This is a genomic window from Pseudomonas sp. ML2-2023-6 (assembly GCF_037055265.1).
GTDB classification, from domain to species: Bacteria; Pseudomonadota; Gammaproteobacteria; order Pseudomonadales; family Pseudomonadaceae; genus Aquipseudomonas; species Aquipseudomonas kulmbachensis.
The window spans coordinates 118681-133340 of record NZ_CP146347.1 but is presented as its reverse complement, the minus strand read 5'-3'; the positions used below and the strand labels follow the sequence as shown (position 1 = coordinate 133340).

15 protein-coding genes are annotated in these 14660 nt (G+C 59.9%); 2 read left to right on the top strand and 13 right to left on the bottom strand.

From position 1 onward, the window contains the following. Positions 1 to 63: 63 nt before the first annotated feature. The gene (locus V6L79_RS00560; RefSeq protein ID WP_261739939.1) at positions 64 to 1329 is read right to left on the bottom strand and encodes an Hsp70 family protein; all 1266 of its coding nucleotides are present in this window, start codon (positions 1327 to 1329) and stop codon (positions 64 to 66) included. Between the two features lie 291 nt (positions 1330 to 1620). On the opposite strand from V6L79_RS00560, the gene cbpA reads away from it, so the two are divergent. Next, entirely contained in the window at positions 1621 to 2532 is a 912-nt protein-coding gene (cbpA, locus tag V6L79_RS00555; RefSeq protein WP_261739938.1) for a curved DNA-binding protein, read from the top strand. A 2-nt stretch (positions 2533 to 2534) separates the two neighbouring features. Beyond that, positions 2535 to 2837, top strand: coding sequence for a chaperone modulator CbpM (locus tag V6L79_RS00550; protein WP_338579676.1), 303 nt, complete (start codon positions 2535 to 2537; stop codon positions 2835 to 2837). Between the two features lie 78 nt (positions 2838 to 2915). On the opposite strand, the gene V6L79_RS00545 is transcribed toward V6L79_RS00550, so the two are convergent. The 12 genes from V6L79_RS00545 to urtA form a co-directional block, all read right to left on the bottom strand. Then, positions 2916 to 4058: a HAMP domain-containing sensor histidine kinase gene (locus tag V6L79_RS00545; RefSeq protein WP_338579675.1), complete on the bottom strand. Its 1143-nt coding sequence runs from the start codon at positions 4056 to 4058 to the stop codon at positions 2916 to 2918. Positions 4059 to 4163: 105 nt separating this feature from the next. Next, positions 4164 to 5864 carry an urease subunit alpha gene (ureC, locus tag V6L79_RS00540; RefSeq protein ID WP_261739935.1) on the bottom strand — a complete coding sequence of 567 codons (1701 nt, stop codon included), beginning with the start codon at positions 5862 to 5864 and terminating at the stop codon, positions 4164 to 4166. Between the two features lie 153 nt (positions 5865 to 6017). Further along, complete coding sequence (locus tag V6L79_RS00535; RefSeq protein WP_261739934.1) at positions 6018 to 6326, bottom strand: urease subunit beta; 309 nt, start codon at positions 6324 to 6326, stop codon at positions 6018 to 6020. Further along, positions 6323 to 6856, bottom strand: coding sequence for a GNAT family N-acetyltransferase (locus V6L79_RS00530; RefSeq protein WP_261739933.1), 534 nt, complete (start codon positions 6854 to 6856; stop codon positions 6323 to 6325). The genes V6L79_RS00535 and V6L79_RS00530 overlap by 4 nt, the downstream gene beginning before the upstream one ends. After that, entirely contained in the window at positions 6853 to 7386 is a 534-nt protein-coding gene (locus V6L79_RS00525; RefSeq protein ID WP_261739932.1) for a GNAT family N-acetyltransferase, read from the bottom strand. Before V6L79_RS00525 ends, V6L79_RS00530 begins: the two co-directional genes overlap by 4 nt. Before the next feature lie 9 nt (positions 7387 to 7395). Further along, positions 7396 to 7698, bottom strand: coding sequence for an urease subunit gamma (gene ureA / locus V6L79_RS00520; protein ID WP_261739931.1), 303 nt, complete (start codon positions 7696 to 7698; stop codon positions 7396 to 7398). A 138-nt stretch (positions 7699 to 7836) separates the two neighbouring features. Beyond that, the gene (locus V6L79_RS00515) at positions 7837 to 8676 is read right to left on the bottom strand and encodes an urease accessory protein UreD (RefSeq protein WP_338579674.1); all 840 of its coding nucleotides are present in this window, start codon (positions 8674 to 8676) and stop codon (positions 7837 to 7839) included. Between the two features lie 33 nt (positions 8677 to 8709). Then, positions 8710 to 9408, bottom strand: a complete 699-nt coding sequence (gene urtE / locus V6L79_RS00510; protein WP_338579673.1) for an urea ABC transporter ATP-binding subunit UrtE — start codon at positions 9406 to 9408, stop codon at positions 8710 to 8712. A gap of 138 nt (positions 9409 to 9546) precedes the next feature. Beyond that, on the bottom strand, positions 9547 to 10392 hold the full coding sequence (urtD, locus tag V6L79_RS00505) for an urea ABC transporter ATP-binding protein UrtD (protein WP_261739928.1): 846 nt from the start codon (positions 10390 to 10392) through the stop codon (positions 9547 to 9549). Then, positions 10389 to 11468 (bottom strand): urea ABC transporter permease subunit UrtC, encoded by a 1080-nt coding sequence (urtC, locus tag V6L79_RS00500; RefSeq protein WP_261739927.1) that lies wholly within the window; start codon positions 11466 to 11468, stop codon positions 10389 to 10391. The genes urtD and urtC overlap by 4 nt, the downstream gene beginning before the upstream one ends. Continuing rightward, the gene (gene urtB, locus V6L79_RS00495) at positions 11468 to 12970 is read right to left on the bottom strand and encodes an urea ABC transporter permease subunit UrtB (protein ID WP_261739926.1); all 1503 of its coding nucleotides are present in this window, start codon (positions 12968 to 12970) and stop codon (positions 11468 to 11470) included. Before urtB ends, urtC begins: the two co-directional genes overlap by 1 nt. Before the next feature lie 148 nt (positions 12971 to 13118). Next, positions 13119 to 14384, bottom strand: coding sequence for an urea ABC transporter substrate-binding protein (urtA, locus tag V6L79_RS00490; protein WP_261739925.1), 1266 nt, complete (start codon positions 14382 to 14384; stop codon positions 13119 to 13121). Positions 14385 to 14660 lie beyond the last annotated feature (276 nt).

The following is a 14660-nucleotide window of genomic DNA, read 5'->3' as shown; positions in this document are numbered from 1 at the left end:
CGGTTTCACGACGGCTTCGCCGCCGAACGCAGCCTCGTTCCTTCGGCAGCTGCTACAGAGGGATCAGCCGTAACGTTTTTTAGCTTCAATCGCCAAACCGCTGCCGATGCTGCCAAAAATGTTGCCTTCAACATGGTTGGCATTAGGCAACATGGCCGAGACGCTCTGGCGCAACGCCGGAATACCGCTCGAACCACCGGTGAAGAACACCGTATCGACTTGCTCGACACCCACGCCCGCACTGGTGAGCAGGTTGGTCACGCTGTTGCGGATACGTTCCAGCTGGTTGTCGATGGACGCTTCAAACATTGCCCGGCTCAGGTCCACGCTCAGTCCCGGCTCAACCCGATCCAGCAGCAAGTGACGGCTGTCGTTATGGGTCAGTTCGATCTTGGTTTCTTCGATTTCCATCGCCAGCCAGTGACCGGCACGTTGCTCGATCAGCTTGAACAGGCGATCGATACCGCCGGTGTCGACGATGTCGTAACGCATGCTGTTCAGGGCGATCTGGGTTTTTTGCGCGTACACCGAGTTGATGGTGTGCCAGGTCGCCAGGTTCATGTGGTGGCTGGTAGGCATGTAGGCACCGCTTTTCATGCGGCTACCGTAGCCGAACAGCGGCATCACGCCTTGCAGGCTCAGTTGTTTGTCGAAGTCGGTACCGCCCACGTGCACACCGCCGGTGGCGAGAATGTCGTCCTGGCGGTTGTCCATGCCACGGCGCTCGGGCGACAGGCGCACCAGCGAGAAGTCGGACGTACCACCGCCGATGTCGACGATCAGTACCAGCTCTTCGCGCTCAATGGTTGACTCGTAGTCAAATGCCGCAGCGATTGGTTCGTACTGGAAGGACACTTCCTTGAAACCGATGGCGCGGGCCACGTCGGTCAGGGTGTTTTCGGCTTCCTGGTCGGCCAGGGGGTCGTCATCGACGAAAAATACCGGGCGGCCCAGTACGACTTCTTCAAATTCTCGACCGGCGGTTGCCTCGGCGCGCTTTTTAAGCTGAGCGATAAACAGCCCCAGCAAGTCCTTGAAGGGCATAGCTGTGCCCAGAACGCTGGTGTCGTGCTTGATCAGCTTGGAGCCCAGCAGGCTCTTGAGCGAGCGCATCAGGCGGCCTTCATAGCCTTCCAGGTACTCATGCAGCGCCAGACGGCCATACACCGGGCGGCGTTCTTCAATATTGAAGAACACCACTGAGGGCAGGGTGATCTTGTCGTCCTCCAGCGCGATGAGGGTTTCCACGCCTGGGCGCAGCCAGCCGACGGTGGAGTTGGACGTGCCGAAGTCGATACCGCAGGCACGTGCTGGAGAGGCGCTTTTCATGTCTTTCGTGTTCCGGTTAAAAAACGGCCGCGCAGTGTATGTCAGACGCTCAAAGAATCGAAGCACGACTAATCGTTAAATCGCAGGTTTTAATCCACTTGAAAGACTATCCTTCATCCCCAAACTTCCAGTCATTGGCTTGGTAGTTAGCAGGCGATTGCGTGAAGCCCGTAGGCTGCCGATAAACTTTTGCAGCGCTGCTCTTGAGATCGGTCAATCGACAGGCCGGTCAACTGGAGCATTCTGGGTGACCGGAGCAGCGCGATATTGATAACGGATGGTGATCCTTACATGGACTTCAAAGACTATTACAAGATCCTGGGTGTCGAGCCCACGGCGGACGATAAGGCGATCAAGACCGCCTATCGCAAGCTGGCGCGCAAGTATCACCCGGATGTGAGCAAGGAAAAGGACGCCGAGAGCAAGTTCAAGGACGTCAACGAAGCGTATGAAGCGCTTAAAAGCGCCGAAAAGCGTGCTGAATACGATGAAATTCGTAAATATGGTCAACATGGTCAGCCGTTCCAGGGGCCGCCTGGCTGGCAGGGTCACTCCAGCAGTGGCTTCGAGAATAATGGCGATTTTTCGGACTTTTTCAGCTCGATCTTCGGTTCGCGCGGTAATGGCTTTGGTGGGCAGTCGGGCCGCAGTGCGGGCCGTCGCGGGCAGGATGTAGAAATGGAATTGCCGATTTTTCTTGAAGAAACCCTGTCTGGTGAGTCGAAGCAGATCAGCTTCCAGATCGGCGATACCAGCAAGACCCTGAGCGTGAAGATTCCGGCCGGTGTGACCGACGGCGAGCGCATCCGCCTTAAAGGGCAGGGCGCGCCGGGCATGGGTGGTGCAGCCAATGGTGATCTATACCTGATCATTCGCTTTGCGCCGCACCCGAAATTCGATGTCGAAGGCCACGATCTGGTCATCACTGTGCCGCTGGCACCGTGGGAAGCTGCGCTGGGCACCAAGGTGGCGATACCGACCCTGACCAGCAAGGTGATGATGACCATTCGCCCAGACAGCCAGAGCGGTCAGCGTATGCGCATCAAGGGCCACGGTTTGAGCGACAAGCAAGGCCAGCGTGGTGATTTGTATGCCCAATTGAAAGTGGTCATGCCGACCCATGGCGACGAAGCCACCAAAGCGTTGTGGCAAGAACTCGCCGATAAAGCCGCATTTGACCCGAGAGCCCAATGGAGTAACTGATCATGAGCAGCACCCTGATCGTTCAGCTGGACATGGAAAGGTTCTGCGAAGAGGCCAATATCTCGGCCACTTACGTGATAGAGATTGTCGAACACGGAATTATCGAACCTCAGGGCCGCACGCCAGACGTGTGGCGCTTTGAAGACTACGAACTGGTCACCGCCAGGCGTGCGGCCAAGCTGCGGGATGATTTGCAAATGGAATGGGAAGGCGTCGCCCTGGCGCTGGACCTGCTCGAGGAAGTGCAGCAGTTGCGCGCTGAAAACCAGCGGCTGAAGCAGCAACTGGGACGGTTTGTGATGTAGCCGCTGTCGAGGCACGAAGACTGCGATGGGGCTGCGAAGTGCCCCCAAGCGCTCGCAGCCTTCGTGCCTCGTCAGTGGCTACACAGCCTTAACGTTCCTGGGCAGCACCACGGTAAACGTCGTGCCCTCGGCTTCGGTCGAAATCACGTCAATGCGCCCCTGGTGGGCGTCCACCACTTCCTTGATGATAAACAGGCCCAGCCCCAGGCTGGTCGACGTACCCGGCTGGCTGATGTCTTCGCTCGGGCTGCGCACCAGTGGGTCGAACAAAGTGGCAATCGCGTCCTCGGCAATGGGTTGGCCCAGGTTGTGGACGCGCAAGGTCACTTCATCGCCATCCCCGCTCAGGGTGAGTGTCACTTTGTCCCTGCGGGCGCCATGTTGCAGTGCGTTGCCGATCAGGTTTTGCAGCATTTGCCCCAACCGGCGCGGGTCCCAATGGCCCTGCACGTCGCCCTCTACGTGCAATGTCGGAGCGCAGTCGGGCTGCCCGGCGCAGGCTTCATCCAGAGCTACCTGGCAGGCGAGGGCCAGATCCATGGCCTTGGGCTCTATCGGCAGGCTGCTGCCCAAGCGGCTGCGCACAAATTCCAGCAGGTCGTTGACCATTGCGCCCATATGGCGCGCGCCAGTTTTGATTGCCCGTACATAAGTCTGCGCATCGGCATCGAGCCTGGCTTTGCGCTCCAGCATTTCGGTGGACATGCTAACGGCCTGCAGCGGCGCGCGCAGGTCGTGACCGAGAATGGCCAGGAAGATGTCCCGCGAGCGACTGACCTGCTCGGCATAGGCTGCCGTGGACTCTGCCAACGCCTGATCAATGGCTTCGTTGAAACGGATCATGTCCTGCATGTGGGAGAGGGCCGGGGTGTCGATGCTGGCGACCCACAGGCGAATCACGCAGGCGCGCAAGTGGCGGAACTCCGAGGTCATCTGCACCAGATCAAAACCCACGGTATGGCGCAGCTCGCCGTGGCTGGCAGCAGCTTCATCCAGGGCCGGGCTGGTTTCGGGCCCTTCGCCCTCGGCTTTGGCCTGCTGCTCGCTGGCGGTTTGCGCGGTGTTCATGTCCCGCGATGCGGCCAGCAGGATCTCTTTGGCATGGTCGCGCAGCGCCAGGCTGTTCATGGATTCAGCCGCGGGCGTGATGGTTTCGGCAAACTGCTCCCATTCATCGACGATACGGTCAACATTGTGCACGATGAATTCTGATAGGCGCATGGCCACGAACCTTGCTGCAAGAGCGGCTGTATTGAAAGGTGACGCATCTTAGCGCCAAACGGGTCTTTTCAATACAGCCGCCAACCTCCTGCAAACACGGGGGGGTCAGAACAAGAAATAGCGCTGTGCCATCGGTAGCACATCGGCGGGTTCGCACCACAGCAGCACGCCGTCGGCCTTGACTTGATAGGTCTGCGGGTCGACTTCGATAGTGGGCAAATAGCCGTTGTGGATCAGATCGGTTTTTTGCACATCGCGACAACCTTTGACCACTGCAATCTGTTTTTGCAAACCCAGGGCCGCAGGTACGCCTGCGTCAAAGGCGGCCTGGCTGATAAACGTCAGACAAGTGGCATGGCGCGAGCCGCCGTAGCTGGCGAACATTGGCCGGTAGTGAACCGGTTGCGGCGTCGGGATGGAGGCGTTGGCATCGCCCATCAAGCTGGCGGCAATCGCCCCGCCCTTGAGAATCAGCGTCGGCTTGACCCCGAAAAACGCTGGACGCCACAGCACCAGGTCAGCCCACTTGCCCACCTCGATAGAGCCCACCTCATGGCTTACGCCGTGGGTGATCGCCGGGTTGATGGTGTACTTGGCGATATAGCGCTTGGCGCGAAAGTTATCGTTGCCCGGGGTATCTTCGGCCAGCGGGCCGCGTTGTTTTTTCATCTTGTCGGCGGTCTGCCAGGTGCGCGTGATGACTTCGCCCACCCGGCCCATGGCCTGGCTGTCGGAGCTGATCATGGAGAACGCACCGAGATCATGCAGGATATCTTCGGCGGCGATGGTCTCGCGGCGAATGCGGCTTTCGGCGAAGGCCACGTCTTCAGCGATGCTCGGATCGAGGTGATGGCAAACCATCAGCATGTCGAGGTGTTCGTCGATGGTGTTGCGGGTAAAGGGTCGGGTCGGGTTGGTGGAGCTGGGCAGCACGTTGGCCAGGCCGCAGGCCTTGATGATGTCCGGGGCATGCCCGCCGCCGGCGCCTTCGGTGTGATAGGTGTGGATGGTGCGACCTTTGAAGGCAGCCAGGGTGGTTTCGACAAAGCCCGATTCGTTCAAAGTGTCGCTGTGAATCGCCACTTGCACGTCATACAGATCGGCCACATTCAGGCAGTTGTCGATGGAGGCTGGTGTGGTGCCCCAGTCTTCGTGCAACTTGAGACCGATGGCCCCGGCTTCGACCTGCTCGATCAACGGCTGTGGCAGGCTGGCGTTGCCCTTGCCGGTAAAGCCCATGTTCATCGGGAATGCGTCAGCGGCTTGCAGCATGCGCGCCATATGCCACGGGCCCGAGGTGCAGGTGGTGGCATTGGTGCCGGTGGCAGGCCCGGTGCCGCCGCCGATCATGGTGGTTACGCCGCTGTTGAGCGCCTCTTCGATCTGCTGCGGGCAGATGAAGTGGATATGGGTGTCGATGCCGCCCGCGGTAAGGATCATGCCTTCACCGGCGATCACTTCAGTGCTGGCGCCAATCGCGATGGTCACATTGGGCTGGATATCCGGGTTGCCGGCTTTGCCGATGGCGTGAATCCGGCCGTTTTTCAGGCCCACATCGGCTTTGACGATGCCCCAGTGGTCGATGATCAACGCGTTGGTGATCAGCGTGTCGACCACCTCGCTGGCCAGCAACTGGCTTTGGCCCATGCCGTCACGAATCACCTTGCCGCCGCCAAACTTCACTTCTTCGCCATAGGTGGTGAAGTCCTGTTCAACCTCGACCCACAGCTCGGTATCGGCCAAACGAACCTTGTCGCCCACGGTGGGGCCGAACATGTCGGCGTAGGCCTGACGGGATATTTTCATTGTGCGTTCCTGAAAATTAAGACGAATCGTTAACGCCGAAAACCTGTTGTGGGAGCGGGCTTGCTCGCGATTCAGGCAACGCGGTCTTTCAGCACAACCGTGTAGATGCCATCGCGAGCAAGCCCGCTCCCACAGGGGGAAGATGTGTTGTGGTCAATCCAGATCCCCCATGATCCGCCCGGCAAAGCCGAACACCCGGCGCAGTCCGGCCAGCTCTACCAGTTCCACTTCACGGGTCTGCCCCGGCTCGAAACGCACCGCCGTACCCGCCGGGATGTTCAGGCGCATGCCGCGGCTGTCGCCACGGTCAAAGAGCAGGGCGTCGTTGGTTTCGAAAAAGTGATAGTGCGAGCCCACCTGGATCGGGCGGTCGCCACGATTGGACACGCTCAGGCTCAAGGTGCGGCGGCCGACGTTCAGCTCGATCTCACCCGATTCAATGCGATATTCGCCTGGAATCATTGCGGCTCACTCAGGGTTTTAAAGTAAATGGCGGTCGGGCTGTAATGGCCGTTGGGGCTTTGGCAGTAGTTGGGCAGTTCGCCGACGCGGGTATAACCCAGCGCACTGTAGAAGTTCTCGGCGGGTGAGCCTGCTTCGGTGTCCAGATGCAGCAACCCGCGTTTCTGTTCGCGTGCGCCTTGCTCCAGAGCGTGGATCAGTACCTGGCCTAACCCGCGGCGGCGGACTTCATTGAGTACCAGCAGTTTTTGCACTTCAGCGCGGTTCAGGCCATTGGCCTTTTGACACAGGATCAGTTGCACGCTGGCCAGCACGCGCTGATCTTCGACCAGAACCCACAGCAGCAGGTTGCCTTGCTCCAGTTGCGCGTGAACCTCGTTGAAGTAGCGGCTAGCCTGGGGTTGATCCAGGTCGTTCATAAAACCCACCGATGCACCGTGCTGCACGGCGTCGAGCAGCAGCGCAATCAGGTCTTCGCGGTATTGGGCAAAGCTCTGCGCCGTGACGCGCACCACCTGTTCGCTGTTCATTGCACGGGCTCCTTGGGTGGCAGTGCGCCGGGGTTGAGCATCAGTTGCATAAAAGTCAGGTCTAGCCAGCGCCCGAACTTGATTCCCACTTGTGGCATGCGCCCGCTGGTAACAAAACCAAGCTGCTTGTGCACATGGATCGAAGCCGCGTTGGCGCTTTCGATAGCCGCAACCATCACGTGTTTGTCGCAGGCCCTGGCACGGTTGATCAGTTCAGTCAGCAACTGCGGGCCAAGGCGTTTGCCGCGTTGCTCGGGGTGGACGTACACCGAGTGCTCGACGGTGTGGCGGAAGCCTTCAAACGGGCGCCAGTCGCCAAAGGAGGCATAACCCAGGGCGATATTGGCGGCGTCGACGATCACCAGAATCGGATAGCCCTGGGCCTGACGGGCGTTAAACCATTGCTGGCGGTTGTCCAGGTCGACGGTTTGTTCGTTCCAGATGGCGAGGGTGTTGAGCACCGCATCGTTGTAGATATCGCGAATCGCAGGCAGGTCAGCCGCGACGGCATCACGAATAACGTAAGACATGGTGCAGCCTCAGGCGATGGGTTGATGGACAGTGACCAGTTTGGTGCCATCCGGGAACGTGGCCTCGACCTGGATATCGGGGATCATTTCCGGGATACCTTCCATCACCTGCTCGCGAGTCAGCAGGGTGGTGCCGTAATGCATCAGTTCGGCGACGGTGCGGCCATCGCGGGCGCCTTCGAGCAGGGCTGCCGAGATATAGGCGATGGCTTCCGGGTAGTTGAGAATCACGCCGCGGGCCAACCGCCGCTCAGCCAGCAGGCCGGCAGTGAAGATCAGCATCTTGTCTTTTTCGCGTGGAGTCAGGTCCATGATGGAGTCCGTATCAAATAAGTTAAAAGTGCCCTGTGGGAGCGGGCTTGCTCGCGATGGCATCACCGCGGATTCACTGGCAGACCGCGGTGTCTGCATCGCGAGCAAGCCCGCTCCCACAGTTGAATTGCATTGTTCTCAAGTACTCCAGATCCTCGGTGCCAGCGCCTCGCGCCCCAGCAACGCCGGGCGCAGCAAACGCCATAAGTCGATCAACCAGGCCCGTGCCTGCAAGGCTTCACCCGCCAGACAGCGGGCTACCAGCAAACCCGGTAATTGGGTCAAGTCACCGCGTACCGGATTGGGCAGCGAGCGACAGGTTTCCAGCAGCTCGGCACTGATTTCACCTGTCACCAGCAAGGTGGCGAACACCGGGTTGCCGTCCAGGCCTATCGGTGAATCCAGCAACCCGTCGCCACCCACAATGCGCTGGCGCTCATGCCAGAGCAACTGGCCATCGCGGCGAATATCCAGCCGCGATTGAAAGTGCCCGCGCTCAAAACGCTCGCCGCTGGCCAGTCGTCCCAGCGCTACCATGTCCCAGTAAAACAGCCGCGCATCGCCTTCAAGGTCGATGCGGGTGGTGAGCTCGGCCTGGGCGGCGCTGAACACGATGGTTTCTTGCGGTAGCCATTCGAGGGTCGCACCTGCGGCCACTTTCAAGCTTACGTTCTGATAGGCAGGGCCCGCTGCGCGATACCACTTGGCCGCGCCGGGGCTGGTCAGTTGTGCCCAGGCACCGGGGCCGACACTGGCGCTGATATTCAGCTGGTCGCCACCGGCAATCCCGCCCGGTGGGTGGACGATGATGTGCTGGCAAACTTCAGGGCCTTCGGCGTACAGGTGTTTCTGCACCCGCAGCGGGCCAAGGTGGCGGCGCAGGACAGGGCGCGTGCTGTCGCCAAAACGGCCATAGCCCAGCTCCAGCTCGGCATGCCAGCTGGGGGTGAACAATGCAGTGTTGGCGGGTAAGTTCATATGTAGGACTTTTCGCATAGAGAACGTCGAAGATTAAATCGTAACCAGCCCGCGCACACCCTCTGTCTGCATATTTTCACCGCGGCCTTGCTGCACGATTTCGCCCCGCGACATCACCAGGTACTGGTCGGCCAATTCTTCGGCAAAATCATAAAATTGCTCCACCAGCAAAATCGCCATGTCCCCGCGTGCGGCGAGCATTTTGATTACGGCGCCGATTTCCTTGATCACCGAGGGCTGGATGCCTTCGGTGGGCTCGTCGAGGATCAGCAAGCGCGGGCGGCTGGCCAGGGCACGGCCGATGGCCAACTGTTGTTGCTGGCCGCCGGACAGGTCGCCGCCACGTCGATGCTTCATTTGCAGCAATACCGGGAACAGTTCGTAGATAAACGCAGGCACCTCTTTGGCCTCGCTGCCTGGGAAGCGCGACAGGCCCATCAGCAGGTTTTCTTCTACCGTCAGGCGTCCGAAGATCTCCCGGCCTTGAGGTACGTAAGCGATCCCGGCGTTTACCCGCTGGTGAGGCTTGAGTGTGGTGATGGTTTGGCCTTCCCACTGCACATCGCCTTCCTTGACCGGCAGCAAACCCATCAGGCACTTGAGCAAGGTCGTTTTGCCCACGCCATTACGGCCCAGCAGGCAGGTGACCTCGCCGACTTTTACCTCGAAGGACAGCCCACGCAGAATGTGGCTGCCGCCGTAGAACTGATGCAGTTTTTCGACTTGAAGCATGTTTGGATTCCTTTTTAACTGCACCGAACCTGTAGCCGCTGCCGCAGGCTGCGATTGAACGCGAGCGGTCGCGCTCTTGAAGTGGTTGAAGCCCCTGCGGGCCTTATCGCAGCCTGCGGCAGCGGCTACGGCTATTCGTCAGCGGCCCAGATAAACCTCAATTACCCGTTCATCCGCCTGCACCTGCTCCAGCGAGCCTTCGGCCAATACACTGCCTTGGTGCAACACGGTGACGTGGTCGGCAATCGAGCCGACAAAGCCCATGTCGTGCTCCACCACCATCAGCGAATGCTTGCCTGCCAGGCTTTTGAACAGTTCTGCGGTGAACTCGGTTTCAGCGTCGGTCATGCCCGCCACCGGCTCATCCAGCAGCAACAGTTGGGGGTCCTGCATCAGCAGCATGCCGATCTCCAGAAACTGTTTCTGGCCGTGGGACAACAGCCCGGCCGGTCGATGGGCCGAGGTAGTCAGGCGGATGGTGTGCAGCACTTCGCCAATACGGTCTTTCTGCTCGCCACTCAGCTTGGCGCGCAGGCTGGCCCATACCGACTTGTCGGTTTTTTGCGCCAGCTCCAGATTTTCAAACACGCTCAGGGCTTCAAACACCGTGGGCTTCTGGAATTTGCGGCCGATTCCCGATTGCGCAATCTGCACCTCGCTCATCTGGCGCAGGTCGAGGGTTTCGCCAAACCAGGCTTGCCCTGCGCTGGGGCGGGTCTTGCCGGTGATCACGTCCATCATCGTGGTCTTGCCCGCGCCATTGGGGCCGATGATGCAGCGCAGTTCGCCCACGCCGATATACAGGTTGAGGTTATTCAGCGCTTTGAAACCATCGAAGCTGACGCTGATATCTTCCAGGGTAAGGATGGTGCCGTGACGGGTATTGAGCCCCGAACCGGCGGCCTTGCCCAGACCGATAGCATCGCGGCTGCTGCCTGCGTCCTTGTTTGGTTCGAGGATAGGTTCGAGCATGAAATGCCTCATTGGTCGGCCCTTTTCTTCAGCAGGCCGATCACGCCTTTGGGCAGGTACAGGGTCACGACGATAAACAGCGCCCCCAGAAAGAACAGCCAATACTCAGGGAAGGCCACGGTGAACCAGCTCTTCATGCCATTGACCACCCCTGCGCCCAGCAGCGGGCCGATCAGGGTGCCGCGACCGCCCAAGGCGACCCATACCGCAGCCTCGATGGAGTTGGTCGGCGACATTTCACCGGGGTTGATGATGCCCACTTGAGGCACATACAAGGCCCCGGCCAGGCCGCACAGCACTGCGCTCAGCACCCAGACAAACAGCTTGAAGCCGCGCGGGTCGTAGCCGCAGAACATCAGGCGGTTTTCCGCATCGCGCAGGGCGGTCAGTACGCGGCCGAACTTGCTGCGCGCCAGGCGCCAGCCGAGAAACAGGCTGACGACCAGTAACAGCACGGTGGCGAAAAACAACGCAGCGCGGGTGCCGGGCTCGGTGATGCCAAAGCCCAGAATGCTGCGAAAGTTGGTAAAGCCGTTGTTGCCGCCAAAGCCGGTTTCGTTGCGGAAAAACAGCAACATCCCGGCGAAGGTCAGGGCCTGGGTCATGATCGAGAAGTACACGCCCTTGATCCGCGAGCGAAAGGCGAAAAAGCCGAACACCAGCGCCAGCAAACCGGGGGCCAGCACCACCAGGCACATGGCCCACCAGAAATGCTCGGTGCCGACCCAGTACCAGGGCAATTCGGTCCAGGACAAAAAGGTCATGAATGCCGGTAGCTCATCGCCCGAGGCCTGACGCATCAAGTACATGCCCATTGCGTAGCCGCCCAGGGCGAAGAACAAGCCGTGGCCCAGGGACAGCAGCCCGGCGTAGCCCCACACCAGATCCAGCGCCAGCGCGACGATGGCGTAACAGAGAATCTTGCCCACCAGCGTCAGGGTATAGGCCGAGACCTGGAATGGGCTGTCGGCGGGCAGCAGCGAGAGCAGCGGCAATGCCAGCAGCACCAGCAGAATCAAGGCGCCCGCCAGGGTTGTGAGCCTGGGTCCGGCTTTTTGTGCAGCAGTGACCATCAGAGGCTGATTCATCAGTCGATCACCCGTCCTTTTAGCGCGAAGAGCCCTTGCGGACGCTTCTGGATAAACAGAATGATCAGCCCCAGGATCAGGATTTTGCCCAGTACGGCGCCGATCTGCGGTTCAAGAATCTTGTTCGCGATACCCAGGCCGAAGGCCGCGTAAACCGTGCCCGCCAGTTGCCCGACGCCGCCCAGTACCACCACCAGAAACGAGTCGATGATGTAGCCCTGGCCCAAGTCCGGGCCAACGTTGCCGACCTGGCTCAAGGCCACGCCGCCCAGCCCGGCGATCCCCGAGCCCAGGCCGAAGGCGAGCATGTCCACGCGCCCGGTGGGTACGCCGCAGCAGGCGGCCATGTTGCGGTTCTGGGTCACGGCGCGCACGTTGAGGCCCAAGCGGGTTTTGTTCAGCAGCAGCCAGGTCAGGAACACCACGGCCAAGGCGAAAACGATGATCACCAGCCGGTTGTACGGCAGCACCAGGTTAGGCAGCACTTGCAGCCCGCCCGACAGCCAGGCCGGGTTGGCCACTTCGACGTTTTGCGCACCGAACATCACCCGCACCAGTTGGATCAGGATCAGGCTGATACCCCAGGTCGCGAGCAGGGTCTCCAGCGGTCGGCCGTAGAGGTGACGAATGATGGTGCGCTCCAGCACCATGCCCACAACCGCGGTGACGAAGAACGCCACCGGCAATGCGAGCAACGGGTAGTACTCGATGGCACCGGGGGCAAAACGCTGGAACAGCAACTGCACGCAGTAAGTGGAATAGGCGCCCAGCATCAGCATTTCGCCGTGGGCCATGTTGATCACGCCCAGCAGGCCGAAGGTGATAGCCAGGCCGAGGGCCGCCAGCAGCAGGATCGAACCCAGGGACAAGCCGCTGAAAGCCTGCCCCAACAGGTCGCCGATCAGCAGTTTGCGTTTGACTTGCGCCAGGCTGGTTTCGGCTGCGGTGTGCACCGTGGCATCAGTTTCGACACCCGGTTGCAGCAGGGCTTCAAGGCGGGTACGAGCCAGTGGCTCGCCGGTTTCACCAAGCAGGCGCACGGCGGCCAGACGCACGGCCGGGTCGGCATCGACCAGTTGCAGATTGGCCAGCGCCAGGCTCAGTGCCGCATGTACATCACTGTCGCTTTCGCCAGCCAGTTGCTGGTCGAGGAATTTGAGTTGTGCAGGCTTTGCGGACTTTTGCAGCTGCTGTGCCGCGCTCAAGCGCAGCGTCGGATCGGCTGCCAGCAACTGATGACTGGCCAGCGCCGTATCGATCAGGCCGCGCAGGCGGTTGTTCAGGCGCAGGGTTTTGGTTTGGCCATCGACGGTGAGCTGGCCCTGTTGCAGGCTGTTGATCAGTTCGATGCGGGCAGGAACGGGTTGTGCCGCCCAGCTTTCCAGCAGTTGGGCTTGCTGGCTGTTGTTGGCGACGGCGAAGTCGCTGGCGTCATCGGCGTTGGCGGCCAATGGCAGCAACAGCAGCAACGCCAGAATGAGGCGGTAGAGGGCAGTAGGCATAACAAATGTCCTGATCATGCACGGACGTTGTGGGAGCTGGCTTGCCTGCGATGGCATCGCTGCGGTGTATCAGATACACCTAGTTGTTTGCATCGCAGGCAAGCCAGCTCCCACATTGACCGCACCAGACAAAAAAGTGTGGCGGGGCTTAGTTACTCTTCACCGCGTAATCCGGCTTTTTGTCATTGCCAGGAATGTATGGGCTCCACGGCTGGGCGCGGACCGGGCCTTCGGTTTGCCACACCACGCTGAACTGACCGTCAGGCTGTATCTCGCCGATCATCACCGGCTTGTGCAGGTGGTGGTTCGTCTTGTCCATAGTCAGGGTGTAGCCCGATGGCGCGGCAAAGGTCTGGCCGGCCAGCGCTTCGCGAACCTTGTCGACATCGGTGGACTTGGCTTTTTCTGCCGCTTGGGCCCACATGTGAATGCCCACGTATGTAGCTTCCATCGGGTCGTTGGTTACCGCTTTGTCAGCGCCCGGCAGGTTGTGCTTCTTGGCGTAGGCTTTCCAGTCGGCGACGAATTTCTCATTGACCGGGTTCTCAACCGACTGGAAGTAGTTCCACGCCGCCAGGTTGCCCACCAACGGTTTGGTGTCGATACCGCGCAGTTCTTCTTCGCCCACCGAGAACGCGATGACCGGAACGTCGGTGGCCTTCAGGCCCTGGTTGGCCAGCTCTTTATAGAACGGCACGTTGGAGTCGCCGTTGACCGTGGAGATCACTGCGGTTTTGCCGCCCGCCGAGAATTTTTTGATGTTGGACACGATGGTCTGGTAATCGCTGTGGCCGAACGGGGTATAGACCTCGTCGATATCCTTGTCGGCTACGCCTTTGGAGTGCAGGAAGGCACGGAGGATTTTATTGGTGGTGCGCGGGTAAACGTAGTCGGTACCCAGTAATACAAAGCGCTTGGCGCTGCCGCCATCTTCGCTCATCAGGTATTCAACCGCCGGGATCGCTTGCTGGTTGGGCGCAGCCCCGGTGTAGAACACGTTGGGTGACATCTCTTCACCTTCGTATTGCACCGGGTAGAACAGCAGGCCGTTGAGCTCTTCGAATACCGGCAATACCGATTTGCGCGACACCGACGTCCAGCAGCCAAACACCACGGCCACCTTATCCTGGGTCAGTAACTGGCGACCCTTTTCCGCGAACAGCGGCCAGTTGGATGCCGGATCGACCACGACCGCTTCGAGCATCTTGCCGTTGACCCCGCCCTTGGCGTTGATCTCGTCGATGGTCATCAGCGCCATGTCTTTAAGTGAAGTTTCAGAGATCGCCATGGTCCCGGACAGCGAATGCAGAATGCCGACCTTGATGGTCTCGGCAGCCTGAAGGGTCCAGGACATACCCATGGCGGCAATCGAGGCCGAAAGGGTGAAAGCTTTGATCAAGCTGCGACGCTTCATGGTGCGATCTCCAGGTATCTGATTTTTTAGTGTCGATCCGAATACCTGAAGGTATTTGCAAGGGGTGTGCCGTGATGGGAAAAAGGCTCTGCAACAGGGCTTTGCGCGAAAAAAAGGCGTGCTCGCGCACCAAGTGGGGGCTTTAAAGGCAGGTGGGTGCACGGCGTGCGCTGCCTTGGTGCTGCGTGCACCAGGGCAGGGAAATATTTAGTTAATACCGATCCATCGAGGTACCGGCGAAGGATGAAGCTTCCCTCTATCCAGAGAAAAGCCAAA

What these genes read in the sequence shown, in the direction of transcription:
- urtE (WP_338579673.1), bottom strand. Translation starts at nt 9,408, where the DNA reads ATGCTTCAAGTCGAAAAACTGCATCAGTTCTACGGCGGCAGCCACATT.
- cbpA (WP_261739938.1), top strand. Translation starts at nt 1,621, where the DNA reads ATGGACTTCAAAGACTATTACAAGATCCTGGGTGTCGAGCCCACGGCG.
- V6L79_RS00535 (WP_261739934.1), bottom strand. Translation starts at nt 6,326, where the DNA reads ATGATTCCAGGCGAATATCGCATTGAATCGGGTGAGATCGAGCTGAAC.
- V6L79_RS00515 (WP_338579674.1), bottom strand. Translation starts at nt 8,676, where the DNA reads ATGAACTTACCCGCCAACACTGCATTGTTCACCCCCAGCTGGCATGCC.
- urtC (WP_261739927.1), bottom strand. Translation starts at nt 11,468, where the DNA reads ATGAATCAGCCTCTGATGGTCACTGCTGCACAAAAAGCCGGACCCAGG.
- V6L79_RS00545 (WP_338579675.1), bottom strand. Translation starts at nt 4,058, where the DNA reads ATGCGCCTATCAGAATTCATCGTGCACAATGTTGACCGTATCGTCGAT.
- urtD (WP_261739928.1), bottom strand. Translation starts at nt 10,392, where the DNA reads ATGAGGCATTTCATGCTCGAACCTATCCTCGAACCAAACAAGGACGCA.
- urtB (WP_261739926.1), bottom strand. Translation starts at nt 12,970, where the DNA reads ATGCCTACTGCCCTCTACCGCCTCATTCTGGCGTTGCTGCTGTTGCTG.
- V6L79_RS00550 (WP_338579676.1), top strand. Translation starts at nt 2,535, where the DNA reads ATGAGCAGCACCCTGATCGTTCAGCTGGACATGGAAAGGTTCTGCGAA.
- V6L79_RS00560 (WP_261739939.1), bottom strand. Translation starts at nt 1,329, where the DNA reads ATGAAAAGCGCCTCTCCAGCACGTGCCTGCGGTATCGACTTCGGCACG.
- ureC (WP_261739935.1), bottom strand. Translation starts at nt 5,864, where the DNA reads ATGAAAATATCCCGTCAGGCCTACGCCGACATGTTCGGCCCCACCGTG.
- urtA (WP_261739925.1), bottom strand. Translation starts at nt 14,384, where the DNA reads ATGAAGCGTCGCAGCTTGATCAAAGCTTTCACCCTTTCGGCCTCGATT.
- ureA (WP_261739931.1), bottom strand. Translation starts at nt 7,698, where the DNA reads ATGGACCTGACTCCACGCGAAAAAGACAAGATGCTGATCTTCACTGCC.
- V6L79_RS00525 (WP_261739932.1), bottom strand. Translation starts at nt 7,386, where the DNA reads ATGTCTTACGTTATTCGTGATGCCGTCGCGGCTGACCTGCCTGCGATT.
- V6L79_RS00530 (WP_261739933.1), bottom strand. Translation starts at nt 6,856, where the DNA reads ATGAACAGCGAACAGGTGGTGCGCGTCACGGCGCAGAGCTTTGCCCAA.